General features: G+C 46.0%; 11 protein-coding genes and 1 pseudogene. 7 read left to right on the top strand and 5 right to left on the bottom strand.

Going from position 1 to position 14,589, the window contains the following annotated elements; translation table 11 throughout:
- The first annotated feature begins 205 nt into the window (after window positions 1–205).
- The 4 genes from L5M10_RS00185 (at window position 206) to L5M10_RS00170 (ending at window position 4,734) form a co-directional block, all read left to right on the top strand.
- Window positions 206–745 (top strand): PH domain-containing protein, encoded by a 540-nt coding sequence (locus tag L5M10_RS00185; protein ID WP_263161500.1) that lies wholly within the window; start codon window positions 206–208, stop codon window positions 743–745.
- Between the two features lie 151 nt (window positions 746–896).
- Entirely contained in the window at window positions 897–2,171 is a 1,275-nt protein-coding gene (locus L5M10_RS00180; RefSeq protein ID WP_263254618.1) for an Nramp family divalent metal transporter, read from the top strand.
- Between the two features lie 140 nt (window positions 2,172–2,311).
- Window positions 2,312–2,776: a DUF1456 family protein gene (locus tag L5M10_RS00175; RefSeq protein WP_168824742.1), complete on the top strand. Its 465-nt coding sequence runs from the start codon at window positions 2,312–2,314 to the stop codon at window positions 2,774–2,776.
- 269 nt (window positions 2,777–3,045) lie between these two features.
- Window positions 3,046–4,734, top strand: coding sequence for an NAD-dependent malic enzyme (locus L5M10_RS00170; protein WP_105250164.1), 1,689 nt, complete (start codon window positions 3,046–3,048; stop codon window positions 4,732–4,734).
- 132 nt (window positions 4,735–4,866) lie between these two features.
- Here L5M10_RS00170 and L5M10_RS00165 read toward each other — a convergent pair whose 3' ends face one another.
- Both L5M10_RS00165 and L5M10_RS00160 read right to left on the bottom strand, forming a co-directional pair.
- Window positions 4,867–5,301: a DUF3069 domain-containing protein gene (locus L5M10_RS00165; RefSeq protein WP_105250165.1), complete on the bottom strand. Its 435-nt coding sequence runs from the start codon at window positions 5,299–5,301 to the stop codon at window positions 4,867–4,869.
- A gap of 31 nt (window positions 5,302–5,332) precedes the next feature.
- Window positions 5,333–5,857: a phosphatase PAP2 family protein gene (locus tag L5M10_RS00160; protein WP_113939058.1), complete on the bottom strand. Its 525-nt coding sequence runs from the start codon at window positions 5,855–5,857 to the stop codon at window positions 5,333–5,335.
- 220 nt (window positions 5,858–6,077) lie between these two features.
- On the opposite strand from L5M10_RS00160, the pseudogene L5M10_RS00155 reads away from it, so the two are divergent.
- Window positions 6,078–7,933: pseudogene (locus L5M10_RS00155) on the top strand (diguanylate cyclase).
- On the opposite strand, the gene L5M10_RS00145 reads toward L5M10_RS00155, so the two are convergent.
- A complete protein-coding gene (locus tag L5M10_RS00145; RefSeq protein WP_263254615.1) occupies window positions 7,930–8,727 on the bottom strand; it encodes a substrate-binding periplasmic protein in 798 nt (265 codons plus the stop codon). The pseudogene L5M10_RS00155 and the gene L5M10_RS00145 sit on opposite strands and share 4 nt — an antisense overlap.
- A gap of 174 nt (window positions 8,728–8,901) precedes the next feature.
- On the opposite strand from L5M10_RS00145, the gene queG reads away from it, so the two are divergent.
- The gene (gene queG / locus L5M10_RS00140) at window positions 8,902–10,104 is read left to right on the top strand and encodes a tRNA epoxyqueuosine(34) reductase QueG (protein WP_263184441.1); all 1,203 of its coding nucleotides are present in this window, start codon (window positions 8,902–8,904) and stop codon (window positions 10,102–10,104) included.
- A 93-nt stretch (window positions 10,105–10,197) separates the two neighbouring features.
- On the opposite strand, the gene metE is transcribed toward queG, so the two are convergent.
- Window positions 10,198–12,468, bottom strand: a complete 2,271-nt coding sequence (metE, locus tag L5M10_RS00135; protein WP_263254614.1) for a 5-methyltetrahydropteroyltriglutamate--homocysteine S-methyltransferase — start codon at window positions 12,466–12,468, stop codon at window positions 10,198–10,200.
- A gap of 200 nt (window positions 12,469–12,668) precedes the next feature.
- Here metE and L5M10_RS00130 point away from each other — a divergent pair, with 200 nt between their 5' ends.
- The gene (locus L5M10_RS00130; RefSeq protein WP_105250171.1) at window positions 12,669–13,574 is read left to right on the top strand and encodes a LysR family transcriptional regulator; all 906 of its coding nucleotides are present in this window, start codon (window positions 12,669–12,671) and stop codon (window positions 13,572–13,574) included.
- 79 nt (window positions 13,575–13,653) lie between these two features.
- On the opposite strand, the gene L5M10_RS00125 is transcribed toward L5M10_RS00130, so the two are convergent.
- The gene (locus L5M10_RS00125) at window positions 13,654–14,382 is read right to left on the bottom strand and encodes an HDOD domain-containing protein (RefSeq protein ID WP_105250172.1); all 729 of its coding nucleotides are present in this window, start codon (window positions 14,380–14,382) and stop codon (window positions 13,654–13,656) included.
- Between the last annotated feature and the right edge of the window lie 207 nt (window positions 14,383–14,589).

Below are 14,589 nucleotides of genomic sequence, written 5' to 3'. Positions count from 1 at the left end.
TAACAATAAGAAAACCCTAAATTAACAATAAACAAGGTAATGAGTTACAAACCAAAGTCAATGGCAGAGATATAAAAAGTTAAACTTTTGTTACATTTGAGGCAGTGTATTTTCCTCATACGAGAATCAAAGAAGGTCTAGGCACTAAAGATTCAACCTACAAGACAAGTCGCAGTATTTGAATATCAGAATTAAAGGAAGAAATATGGAAGACAAGATTATTTATCAAGCAGAGTTTGAACCCCATTTAGGTTGGTATTGGTTGCTTTCAGGGGCCGCCTATTTCAGCCTAAGCATAATAGGTATTCCCTTGTTATTACTTTGGTTTCCAATAGGGCTGTGGGGGACTCGCCGCTATATTAACAACATGAGTGCGCAGCTCACCAGCAATAAACTTATTGTCAGGAGGGGCATATTAACTCGTACTGAAAACACAGTGCCTTTGGACAAAATTACCGATATGGCATTGATCCAAGGCCCAATTATGCGCCTATTTGGTCTGCATAAACTCACGGTAGAAACCGCAGGGCAATCGGGCGCAGGCGCATTGATAAGCTTAGTCGGCATAGTCGATGCGCCTCAATTTAGAACCCGCGTATTAGAACAAAAAGAACGGCTTACCCAACCCTTGCGCCCAACAATCCCATCGGCACAGCCAGATAATACGCTGTTACAAATCGTAGCCGAAATGGCTGCAAGCTTAAAACGCATTGAAACTTTACTCAGCCAAAAATTAAACAAATAAATTGAATAAAACGACTTTTAGTTCAATCACTTTACCTTTAATGTTGAGCCACTCACTTAGCGTTAGCTCGGCTTTAACATGAGCGCAGCCTTAGCATGAGGGAGTGTTCGATTCCCCAGATTAATTTTCAACAGGCATTTTTAATAACGACATGACAGAATCTTCAGTAACTTCTCCTTCATCCTCTTGGATGACACACCTAACTCTCGGCATTAAAGCCATGGGCCCAGGTGTTCTTATGGCCGCAGCGGCGATTGGCGCATCCCATTTAGTCGCCTCGACTCGGGCGGGCGCCGAATTTGGTTGGCAACTGGCTTGGGTTATTCTTGGGGTGAATTTACTTAAGTATCCCTTCTTTGCAGCTGGCGCACGCTACACAGCTGCCACAGGGGAGAGTCTACTGCACGGCTACCAAAAACAGGGCCGAGGTTACTTACTGCTGTTTACTGGGCTCAATGTGATCGCCGCCATTGCCAGTACAGCAGGGGTGTGCATGTTAACCGCCGCTATGTTGACCCAATTTATTCCGCTGCCCATCGATTGGTTAGCCCTGCTGGTATTGCTGAGTTCTTTGGCTTTACTGATTTTAGGCCATTATCAACTGCTTGATAGACTCACTAAGATCATCATGTTCGCCCTAACCTTAACCACCTTAATTGCCGTGGCCTTGGCTTGGGATCATGCTCAACCATTAGCGAGCAATTTTGCCTCTCCTTCACCTTGGCAATGGGCCCATGTGGGATTTCTGGTCGCCATGATGGGTTGGATGCCAGCCCCGATTGAAGTCAGCGCTTGGAATTCTCTCTGGTTGCTCGAAAAACAAAAAAGCCAGACAGTGACGAAAGCGCAGGCGCTGCTCGACTTTAACTTAGGCTATATCATCACTGCGATCCTCGCGATCGTGTTTTTGTCCTTGGGCGCTTTAGTGATGCATGGCAGTGGCGAACACTTTTCAGATTCCGGCGCGCAGTTTGCTAATCAATTGATTAATCTTTACAGCCAAGTGATGGGCGGCGAGAGTCGTTATCTTATTGGTATTGTGGCATTTCTGTGTATTTTCAGCACAACAGTTACAGTGATTGATGGCTATAGCCGTACCTTAGATATGGGCTGGCAGTTACTCACCTCAAAGACCAGTTCAGACAAACGCCTCACAGGGATCATGCTCGCCATCAGTGCCTTTGGCTTATTACTGATCCTCTTCTTTAAAGGTGCACTCTTACCGTTACTCGAGTTTGTGATGATCTTGGCCTTCATGACCACAGTCATTTTTGCTTGGTTAAATTACCGCTTAATGACCAGCAAACAGCTCCCCGAGACAGACAGATATGGCGCTAAGATGAAACTCCTCTCTTGGTTTGGCCTGATTTATATACTGATTTTCGCAGCACTGTTTATCTATTGGTACAACATCATTAAAGGTTAATTGCCAGAATGTTTATGCCGGAGCAATAAATGGCCTTAACTAACTGCCATTAAATTCCCGCTGAATTCTGCAATTAAGGTGGTTTGGGTATATAATGCGGGCTCTTAAACCAGATAGCGCAGCCGCGCCAAGAGATGACCATGATTAATAATGATATTTTGCGCCGTTTGCGCTTCGTGTTTGATTTTAGCAATGCAAAAATGATTAAAATTTTTGCTAAAGCTGGAAGAGAAGTGCCTGTCGAAGAGATGATTGATCTTCTACGTAAAGAAGAGGAAGAAGGTTATAAAGCTTGTAACGACACGACCTTATGTCAGTTTTTAGATGGTCTTATCATAGAGAAGCGCGGTCTACGTGAAGGTGCAGAAATTCCAGCGCCCGTTTCACGTTTAAACAACAACCTCATCTTTAAAAAGCTGAGAGTTGCCCTCGAAATGCGTGAAGAAGACATAGTAGCAGCTTTGGCTTTAGCCGAAGTGCAAATGTCAAAATCAGAGCTAAGCGCCCTGTTCCGCAATCCAGACCACAAGAATTTTAAAGAGTGTGGCGATCAAATACTGCGTAACTTTATCCGCGGCTTATCACTTAAGTATCGCGGCGTATAACGCTAAACTTATGACATAAAACGCAGCTTAGGCTGCGTTTTTTTATATCCGTTTTTATCTACACCTGAGCTTGTTTGGATATAAACAAGACCTTAACAATTCCATCTCAACAACCTCAGAAATCCTGTTTAAAACAGCTGACTTTTTTACTGCTGCAAAAAAAACCACAAATACCTCGTTCCACGGACAACAAAGATCACATTTCATGATAACCTTACGTGACTTACAGCACGTATTGACCACTTAAACAATAACTCAAAAGGTTACCCATGGACGATAATAAACGCCCCCTCTATCTTCCGTTTGCAGGACCTGCCATTCTTGAAGCCCCACTGATTAACAAGGGCAGTGCATTTTCTGAAGAAGAGCGTATTTTCTTTAACCTCGAAGGCTTAGTCCCCTATGCCATTGAAACGATTGAGGAGCAGGCTTCTCGCGCCTACGATCAATTTAGAAGTTTCAATAACGACTTAGACAAGCATATTTACCTACGTAATATCCAAGACACAAACGAGACCTTATTTTATCGTTTAGTGCAAAATAACATCAGCGAGATGATGCCCATCATCTATACGCCGACGGTAGGTTTAGCTTGTGAACGTTTCTCGAAAAACTATCGCCGCAACCGTGGTTTGTTTATCTCCTATCCGAACAAAGATAGGATCGATGACATCCTCAATAACTCGACTCGTCAAAAAGTTAAAATTATCGTAGTCACTGATGGTGAACGTATTTTAGGCCTTGGCGATCAAGGTATTGGCGGCATGGGGATCCCTATCGGTAAGCTGTCACTCTACACTAGCTGTGGCGGTATCAGTCCGGCTTATACCCTGCCTATTACCTTAGATGTAGGCACAGATAATCCGCAGCTGTTAGAAGATCCTATGTATATGGGTTGGCGCCATCCACGCATCGGTGGCGAAGAATATGCCGAGTTTATCGAAGCCTTTATGCAAGCCGTCCACGTGCGTTGGCCGGATACTTTGATCCAGTTCGAAGACTTTGCCCAAAAGAATGCCATGCCGATCCTAGAGCGTTATAAGGATCGCTATTGCTGCTTTAACGATGATATTCAAGGCACTGCTGCGGTTGCTGTTGGTTGCTTGCTCGCCGCGTGTAAGGCTGCAGGCACTGAATTGAATCAACAACGTATCGCCTTCCTCGGTGCTGGTAGTGCCGGTTGCGGTATTGCCGAAGCTATCGTGGCACAAATGGTGTCTGAAGGGATCAGCGACGAGCAAGCTCGCACTCAAGTGTGTATGGTTGACCGTTGGGGCTTATTGCTCGACAACATGCCTAACCTGTTGCCATTCCAGCAAAAATTGGCGCAGAAATGCACAAATATCCAAAACTGGAGTAATTTCAGCGACAATATTTCACTGCTCGATGTGGTTAACAACGCCAAGCCGACAGTGCTGATTGGGGTATCTGGGGTTCCAGGACTCTTCACCGAAGAAATCATCCGTGCTATGCACAGCCATTGTGCTCGGCCGATTATTTTCCCTATGTCGAACCCCACCAGCCGCGTAGAAGCGACACCGAAGGACATTTTGCATTGGACCTCAGGTCAAGCACTCGTCGCTACGGGCAGCCCATTCGAGCCTGTGGTTGTCGATGGTGAAACCTATGAAATTGCCCAGTGCAACAACAGCTTTATCTTCCCAGGTATTGGCTTAGGCGTATTAGCTTCGGGCGCACGTCATGTATCCGATGCCATGTTGATGGCTTCAAGTCGCGCACTTGCCGAATGTTCGCCACTGGCAATCGATGGTACAGGTCCACTACTGCCTAAACTGGAAGATATCCATGCGGTGAGTAAGCATATTGCTTTCGCCGTAGGTAAAGTCGCAGTTGAACAAGGGTTAACGCTGCCCATGAGCGATGAGATCTTACAGCAGTCGATTGAAGGCAATTTCTGGAGTCCAGAATATCGCCGCTACAAACGCACTTCGTTCTAAGCATAGCGTTGCCGCGACTCAAGTTGCAGTAGAGCAGCTTAGTTGAGCGTTTGTGCTAGCCAGCAAAAAGCCCGTTACTTTGCAGTAACGGGCTTTTTCATTTCAGGCACAGTTTTTCATTTCAATAGAACACTAAGGTGCCATCACCTGTTTAAAGCTATTGAGCAAAGCGCGATCGGTACGCGCTTTCTTCAACTTACGTAGGCTTTCTTTGAGCGATTCATCGGCTAAGCGCGTAAAAATGCCATTATATTCTTGCTCTTGGATTGCACTATCGGTATCGGCTTGCTCAGAAATTTCTTGGGCGACACGACTCAATTGCAACCAAGCATTCGCGATATAGAAACCGTGGAATGCGGCTTGTTCCATTAGATTACGCGCACTGGCAGGTAAAGATGCCCAAGCTTGGCTAAATTTACCTTCCCTGTCTTCCAACAGTTCGGCACACAAACCTTGGTACGCTGCTAATAAGTCACCCGGTAATTTAGCCATTGGTAACACTTTATTCGCAACATTGTAAGAAATCTGCTCGGCAGTTTCGCGGTAAACAGCTGATAATTCGCTCATAAAAATCTCGATTCGCATCCCAAAAATAGACTTAAAACTGGCCACTCACATATAAACCATAAACGCCGTTACCCGCAATCGGCGTAACTGTAATCCCCTCATAGGGTTGAGTAAAATACCAACCCGCCAGCGCTCCAATCGCCGCACCAGCTAACACATCCTCGAGGTAATGTTGGTCGCTCGCCACTCGGGTATAGCCCACATAAGATGCGGCAACATAGGCAGGTAAACCATATTGCCAACCATAGCGCTGCTGAATAAACGTCGCCGCCATAAAGCTGTCAGAGGTATGACCCGATGGAAACGAATCATCGCCACTATCGTCTGGCCTGTCTTTACTCACACCATACTTAAGACCTTCAACAATTAACCGACTCGACACCGCTGCCTGAATTAACTGCCAACTACCATCATAACCCTCTTCATAAAACAAGGTCGCACCCATCGCAGTAGCGGGTAATAATAAATGCAATACATCGCCAGAGGTTTCTAAATCTGAGCCTGCCCAACTAGTGCCACTCATCATGAATAATGCAGCACAGAGTAATTTCTTCAAGGGTGATTCCTTTGTGGGATAATAACCAAGGCGGAGTTTATACCTTGATCATTAACCGAATGCAAAATTGCTATACATCTATATTAAAAATGAACAAACAAGTTATGCTAAGCTAATAATTAGCTATTGATTTTAATGCGAACAGGAATCTTTTTTGCTACATCAACTTAGGTATTTATCATTCTCCTTATTGCTGCTTCTACTGCCGCTTAGCAACGCTATGGCAGAAGAAAAGACTCAGGTTGATAAAATATTTGCAAGATTTGAAAGCGGCGTCCCTATGACCCGTGAAGAAATCGAAAGCAATCTAGTGTTATTAAGCAAACTAATTTCGACTGACGATGTCACCCGTCATGAAAAGCTGCAACTGCTTAAATGCTGGGATCAGAATACAGAAAACGACACAGCTATTGCACTGGCACTTAAAAATACTAACCAAGCACTGAGCAATATTCCGCCAACCGCCTCTCCCCATTTCATTACCGACCTCACGCTCTGCCACTCTTGGTTTCTGCAATTAAGTGGTGATATGGATGGCGCGATGGAAGGTTATAATCTCAGTGTTAAACGTGCCTATGAGCATGAAGACCTTAAGCTAATAGCCGACTCGCGCAGCATTCGCGGCGCACTTTACTCTTATATTGGCGATTTTTCTGCGGCATTAGACGATCTCGTCACTGCGCAAGATCTCTATGAATCACTCAATTTAAGCGGTTGGGCTAACATTAACCTTGCCGATGTTGCTACCAGTTTTAGACGTTATGGCGATCCCCAAAGTGCAATCCGCTATTACACCAAACTCAAAGCTCTCTATCTAAAAAACAATAACCAAGAACAGGCAATGTATGTCAACTCGGACATTGGCCTTGCCTTAGATGAACTCGGTGAACATCAACAGGCCGTAGATAATTTCTTAGTAAGTTATCAATACTTCAAGGAACATCAGCAGGAAAAAGTGGCAGCAACTATGGCAACGAATATTGCCTACAGCTTAATCAAACTCAATCGTCTGACCGAAGCCGAAAAGTATTTAATCGAAGCCGATACTGTTATTAATGAAAAAGATCTGACCGATTACAGCTTCATGAAGCTTTTTATGGCCGATATAAAGTTTCAACAAGCTCGCTATAAAGAGGCGCTTACCGAACTTGAGCTAGGGGAAAAAGCCTTTCGCACTCTGCAGAATAATCGGGGACTCACTCAACTGCTGCAGCTTAAAAGTAACATATATGTGGCTATGAATGATTTATCTGCCGCCTACGGAGCGCTGCAAAAATTTGTTACCCTAACAAAAAAAGTCGATGGCAATTCTCTCTCCCATCATACGACAGAATTAAAGGTCAAGTTTGATACCAGTCGGATTGAATCTGAAAATCAACGCTTGATTGAAAACCAAAACCTTAAAGAACAAGAGCTCGCGCTACTCGAAAAGAACAAATCACTGCAACACATTATCCTATTACTAGCGGGCTTTATCCTGACGATAGTGTCTATATTCGCTTATAAACAAGTACATAGAAATCGCCAACTGCAAGTTATTGCCCTCACGGATTATCTTACCAAACTCCCTAATCGTCGGCATATTTATGCCCAAGCCGCAAAATATTTTCAGCAAGCCTTAAAACATCAAAGCCCTTTTTCAGTGATTATTTTTGATGCGGATCACTTCAAAAAATCAACGATAACTTCGGCCATGAATTAGGCGATCGCGCCCTTATGACCATTGCAAATGCAGGCCGAGCCTTATCGGGTAATAAAGACCTCGTTGGCCGCATCGGTGGTGAAGAGTTTTTAATCCTATTGCCTAACACTGATGCCACAGGTGCGTTAGCGCTGGCGCATCAATTGCAGAACCATATTAGCCGCCTTAGCGCACAGAATTTACCAGCAGAACTCAAATTGACCGTTAGTGCTGGTGTCGCCACTTTAGAACCACAAAATAATACGGAAGATGCATATCAAGATAAAGATTTTGCCACCTTGCTAAAGCGGGCCGACAATGCTCTTTATGAGGCTAAAAATGCGGGCAGAAATTGTGTGAAATCAGCCAAGAATGAGGCTTTAAGAGAGAATTAAACGGCCTTATGCCAAAACACTTGATGTTGTAATGGCGGTGGCAAAGTGCCAAACCATGTCTGATACAAACGACTAAATTCACCTGAGTCTTTCATTTTCTCAAGCTCTGTTTGCCAACTGATAACGGTTGCCGCCGATGTCCCTTTAGAAAAAGCTAAATAGAGATTAATCTCCGATACTACAAACACTTGGCGGATATCTGTCTCACTCGCACCCACTTCTTCGAGTATCTGCTTTACCGCAAGATCCGCCTGGCACCAAAAACGAATTCGAGAAAACAGCAACTGCTTCGCCGATTGCTGCGGAAAACTCGCCACCAGCAAATTATCCACGCCCGCTTGTTGTAGCAACTGCGCTCCCGCCGATTCCCGATAAACCCCTACAATATCTGTCGATTGAAGTTCAGCAAGTTGATCGAGAGCGATGGGATCTGCCGTCCTTGCGTACAATGCAATTTTGCTGGTCGCAATAGGACCGATAAAATCAAACTGCTCAGCTCGCTCATCATTAATTGACGTAGCAAAAAGTAAAACGTTCGCTGAGGTATTGGCAATCGAATACGCCCGAGCCCAAGGTAACACATCGATTTTTTCACTCTGACCCAGTCTTGATTGCAAGGTATTGACTAAGTCCACCGCAAAACCTTGCGGCACACCATTTTGCTCGTAACTCATGGGAGGCCAAGCTTCGGTCACCAATTTCAACTTGTCAGGCGCCGCAAAAACAAGATTAGGCATCAGGCCTAATAAGCTCATCGCAAGAAAACACGCCCTAAGGGGAAACGCACTCAGCATACGAATACCAAACGATAAACATTAGACCTAATCATAGACTCAATCCCAACAGCAAATAAACAAATACCCCAAAGAAAATATCGCCTCACGCCCCCTTCTGAGTAAACTCGTCCTCAATAAGTGAAAACTGCTATCATATTGCCACCTAGCCAAGAGCCTCGCTGCCATCAATTCATGTCAACTTTAGCCAATCAAACCCCAAGCCAATCCTATGCCAGCATGCTGTCGCGGCTCGCTCTGCAAATTAAAACGTGGGGAAAAGCACTCGGATTTGCGCAGGTTGGCATTTGCGATACGGATTTAACCGCTGAAGAAGCCAAACTCCAAGCATGGCTAGACAAAGGTTTTCATGGCGAAATGGCCTATATGGCCACCCATGGCATGATGCGCGCTCGCCCGCAAGAACTGCATCCGGGCACAGTGCGGGTGATCTCCGTACGGATGGACTATTTGCCACCCGAAGCTGGCTTTGCAACGAATCTCACCGATCCCAACTTAGGTTATATTTCCCGTTATGCCGGAGGTCGCGACTATCACAAGTTGATCCGCGCTCGGCTTAAAAAGCTGGGAGATCAAATCAGTGCAGAGTTAGTTGCTCTCGGTTTCGATTCCGCTGACTTTCGCCCCTTTGTTGACTCAGCCCCTGTACTTGAGCGCCCCTTAGCCGAAAAAGCCGGTATAGGCTGGACAGGTAAACACTCACTCATACTCAACCATGAGGCTGGCAGTTGGTTCTTTTTAGGTGAGCTACTGATCAATTTGCCTCTGCCTGTGGATATTCCCATTCAAGAAGGCTGTAACACTTGTGTCGCCTGCATTACCTCCTGCCCAACGGGTGCAATCGTAGAACCTTATGTGGTCGATGGCAGACGCTGTATTTCCTATCTCACCATTGAGCTGCAGGGCGCTATTCCCGAAGAATTTAGGCCACTCATGGGCAATCGCATCTATGGTTGCGATGATTGCCAACTCGCGTGTCCCATCAATCGCCAAGCGCCGCTGACTGAAGAAACTGACTTTCATATTCGTCCGCAGTTAAAGCAGCCTGACCTTCTCAGCCTTTTTGCTTGGAGCGAGGCCGAGTTTCTTAAACAAACTGAAGGCAGCGCCATTCGCCGCATTGGGCATAAACGTTGGCTACGTAATATTGCAGTAGCACTGGGTAACGCTCCCGCAAGCCCAAGCATTATTGCCGCACTTAACGCCCGCAATCACAGCGAAGATATCGATGAGATAGTGCGTGAGCATATTGAATGGGCGCTTAATGCCCAGCAATCGCGCCTTGCTGAAAGCACCACAACTGAACAACAAAAAGCCCGCCGCAAAACCGAGCGCATGGTGCGCATTATCGAAAAAGGCTTACCGCGAGATGCTTAAGTCAATCGGCAAGCAATAAACAACGGATGCATAAGCATCCGCTGTTACTAACTCAATAAACGCAGTAAAAAAATATTTCACTCAAGCATAATATTAACCAAGGCGGCGACGTAGTTCTCGCGTGGCATCGACCATGTTTTTCAGTGCGGGTTCAACTTCATCCCAAGTACGGGTTTTTAGGCCGCAATCTGGATTAACCCATAGCTGACGTACGGGCACTTTTTGCGCCGCTTTCTCGATTAAGTGCACCATGGCCTCCACACTTGGGGTGTTTGGCGAATGAATGTCATACACTCCTGGGCCAATTTCATTTGGATATTCAAAATCTTCAAAGGCGTTGAGTAACTCCATCCGTGAACGCGAAGTCTCGATAGTAATCACATCGGCATCCATGGCGGCAATCGCAGCAATCGTGTCGTTAAACTCGCTGTAACACATGTGGGTGTGGATTTGAGTCTCATCAGTCACGCCAGCAGCGCTGAGTTTAAAGGCATTAACCGCCCAATCTAAATAGGTTTGCCACTCACTTTGTTTTAATGGCAGACCTTCACGGAAGGCGGGCTCATCGATTTGTATAATGCCAATACCGGCATTTTGTAAGTCCACCACTTCATCACGAATCGCCAGCGCCAGCTGAGTCGCAATCACATCGCGGCCGATATCTTCACGGGCGAATGACCAATGCAGAATCGTCACAGGGCCAGTCAGCATGCCTTTTACAGGCTTGTCGGTGAGACTTTGGGCAAACTCGGCCCAATCAACCGTCATCGCCTTTGGACGACTAACATCACCATAGATCAACGGTGGCTTAACACAGCGTGAACCATAACTTTGCACCCAACCATTTTTGGTAAAGCCAACGCCCGCAAGCTGCTCACCAAAGTATTCCACCATATCGTTGCGCTCGGCCTCACCATGAACCAGTACATCGATACCGAGTTTAAGCTGGCGGTCGATAGTATCGCGGGTGACTTGCTGCAATTGCTCTGTATATTGTGCATCACTCAGATCGCCCTTGCGCCAACGACTGCGTAGTCCACGGATTGCCGGTGTTTGTGGGAAGGAGCCAATGGTGGTGGTCGGCAACAGAGGTAAACGGTATTTCTGCTGCTGCACTGCTTGGCGTACGCTGAAATCACTGACGCGCTCATAGTCGGCAGATGTCAACGCGGCAACGCGGGCAATCACTTGACTGTCGGCGGCCTGCGCTTTCGTCTCACGGCGTGCCAAACAGGTTTGCACAATCTCTTTTACCGCGGCCGATTCAGGTGCCAGTAGCAATTGGCGCACATTGGCCAGTTCGAGTAATTTTTGCTTCGCAAACGCGAGTTGTTGACGCAGCGCAGGCTCAAGTGTGGCTTCCACCTCTAAATCCACAGGGCTGTGCAGGAGTGAGCAAGAAGTACCGATCCACAAGCGATCTCCGAGATCACGGGCAACCGCGCCTATGCGTTCGGCAATTAAATCCGCCTCTGCCGCCCACACGTTGCGGCCATTGACCACACCCACCGACAAAATTTGATCTTGACCAAGCGCATTGGCAAAGACTGCCAATTGATCCGGCGCTGTGACTAAATCGACATGCAACCCCGCGACCGGCAAGGCCGATACCAGCGCTTGATGGTGTGTGATACCGCCGTAATAACTGGTAAGAAGGATCTTCACCTTCGTAATGCTGAGGGCTTGATACGCCTCAGTGATCGCCGCTTGCCATTCACCATCCAATTCCAATGCGAGAATGGGCTCATCGAGCTGTACCCATTGCACTCCCTGAGCAGCAAAACGCGCCAAAATGTCAGCATAAGCAGTTAATAAATTGGGTAATAAACTTAACTTATCAAACTCTTGGCCCACAGTTTTAGCTAGGTACAAGTAGCTAACAGGGCCGAGTAGCACAGGTTTTGCTTTATAACCTAAGGACTGCGCTTCGCTGACTTCATCGAAAAATTGCTCATAGGCAATCGAAAACACTTGGTTTTGGCTGAGCTCAGGTACCAGATAGTGATAGTTAGTATTGAAATACTTGGTCATTTCAGAGGCTGGCGCATCTTGGCCCGTTGGCGCTCTGCCGCGGGCAACACGGAATAAAGTATCGAGATCGATTGCCCCTTCACCACGATGACGCTCAGGAATGGCATTTAAAGTCGCGCTTAAGGTCAGCACTTGATCATAAAAGGCAAAATCACCTACGGGAACTTGCTCAATGCCCGCAGCAGCTTGCCACTGCCAATGGGTGTGGCGAAGTTCACTCGCCACTTCACGTAATTGTGCCTGAGTGCTCTCACCACGCCAGTATTTTTCTAAGGCAAATTTCAATTCACGACGACGCCCAATACGGGGAAACCCAAGACTATTTAATTGCATACTCTATCTTCCTTTATTTGAGATAAGCCACATTCGGCACTTGCACCCACCAGATTGTTTTCTCTTGGCACTTTTCAGCACTTCAGCCTTGATAAATAACAATGGGCGTCTGGACGTCTAGAAGTTTATTGTGTTAGTCTCTATTCCAGCAACCGAATTGATTTCAAGCACAACATGAGCGAAATTCACTTGGAGTGAACATGATCGAACTAAGACACCTGCGAACCTTAATGGCCCTGAAAGAAAGCGGCAGTTTGGCGGGCGCAGCCAAAAAACGTTTTGTCACTCAATCCGCCCTCTCACACCAGATTAAGGAGTTGGAGCAAAGGATTAACTCGCCCATTTTTGTGCGTAAGAGTAAACCACTGTCATTCACCCAAGAAGGTGCACGCCTGCTGCATCTGGCTGAAGAGATTTTGCCTAAGGTGTTAGAAACCGAGACAGATTTGAAGAATGGGCTGGAAACCGAAACCAATCAGTTGCGAGTCGGCATTGAGTGCCATAGCTGTTTTCGCTGGTTAATGCCTGTAATGGAGCAATTTAGGCAAGATCATCCGGCAGCCGAGTTAGACTTGTCGAGCCGTCACCTGTTCGACTCGCTCAATGCCTTAGAAATGGGTGAACTGGATATTGTATTAACCTCAGATCCTGTGCCTGGGCATTCACTCGCCTACCAGCATTTGTTTGATTTTGAAGTGAAGTTAGTGGTTGCTAAGGATCATCCTTTAGCGAAAGAAGCCTATGTCACCCCTAAGCAATTAGCACACTTGCCTATTATCAGTTATCCAGTGCCGTTGACGCGTTTAGATATTTATCGCCACTTTTTAGAGCCTGCGGGCATAGAGGCAGGCGAGCAAAAAACCTGTGATTTAACCATGATGTTATTGCAACGCATCGCCTGTAAAGACGGCATAGCCGCACTGCCAAGTTGGTCGATTAATGAAGGACATGGACTGAGTCTCGCTACGGTGAAACTCGGCCAAGAAGGTCTAAAACGACCGCTATTTGGTGCCTATCGCCGCCACAGTGCTAACTCTGCATTGATCCAAAATTGGTTACAACTAGTGGCAAGGGAAGGTTTATCCCGCCAGCAGAAGACGAATTAATGCGGGTGACATAGAGTAAAAAGCCTGCGAATGCAGGCTTGTTTATTGAGTCAAATGACTATTTCATAGCATCGACAAATTACAGCGGATTCATCAACAATCCACGCATAGACAAGACACGGCGCAGTATCAACCCTGATGAATTAGGATTACGGGTCTGACGCAAATTATGGGCGATCATAAACTCTTGACGCAGATCCTGATCGAGATCTAACGCCTCGAACGCTTCGATGGTTAAGGTCTGTTGTTGATTATCAATCAATGACTTAATCACACTTAAAGGAAATGACTGTTCGGCATTAGCATTTAAATAGGCAAATGCGGTCAGTGCGATAATTTGGCCGAACACACTGAACAGAGCTAAGGTTTGTACTTCGTCAGCATCAACCTCCACACCTTCCATATCCGCTAAGCTATCTACCGCATCCGTTGCAATATCTTCAGTCAGCTTCCAATAACCTTGGACCAACTTTTTATAGGGCTGTGGCAGTTCATCGAGGCGTTCTTTTAAATAGAACGTAAAGGCGTAGCGATAGATATTAACTTGACCTAAGCGGATCAAAGCTTCTTTCAACGAACGAGTTTTGTGATTTTCCACTACAGCAGCCTGTGCGGAATTACTGCGCATAAGCATGTGCGCTGCCAATGCGGGATCGCTCGAGATAATGTCAATCACATTACGAATGTCGCCTTCAGCAAGGATCGCTTTTTTGAGTGGAATTAGAATCCCTCGGCGGCCAATCACTTGCTCTTCGTTCGCTATGATAGCTCTAACTTGAGTAAAAACCTGTTGCTCAAGATCAGTCATAAGACACTTTACACCTGTTTATTAACAATAAGATGATTCGGTTACAGCTCACATCATACCTAAAATACTAAGAATTTCAGCCATAAACAGCAGAGTAAAATATAAATTACTCCTATTTAGTGATGACTGCCCGCTAACACTATAGATAACGACAATTAAACCACTCTACTAAAACGATATTCAAGACTATACCTATTTTAAGATTTA

This window comes from Shewanella sp. SM32, from assembly GCF_025654235.1.
GTDB lineage: Bacteria > Pseudomonadota > Gammaproteobacteria > Enterobacterales > Shewanellaceae > Shewanella > Shewanella oncorhynchi.
Note: the sequence above shows the minus strand (reverse complement) of the source record. Positions and strands in the feature narration are given on the sequence as shown.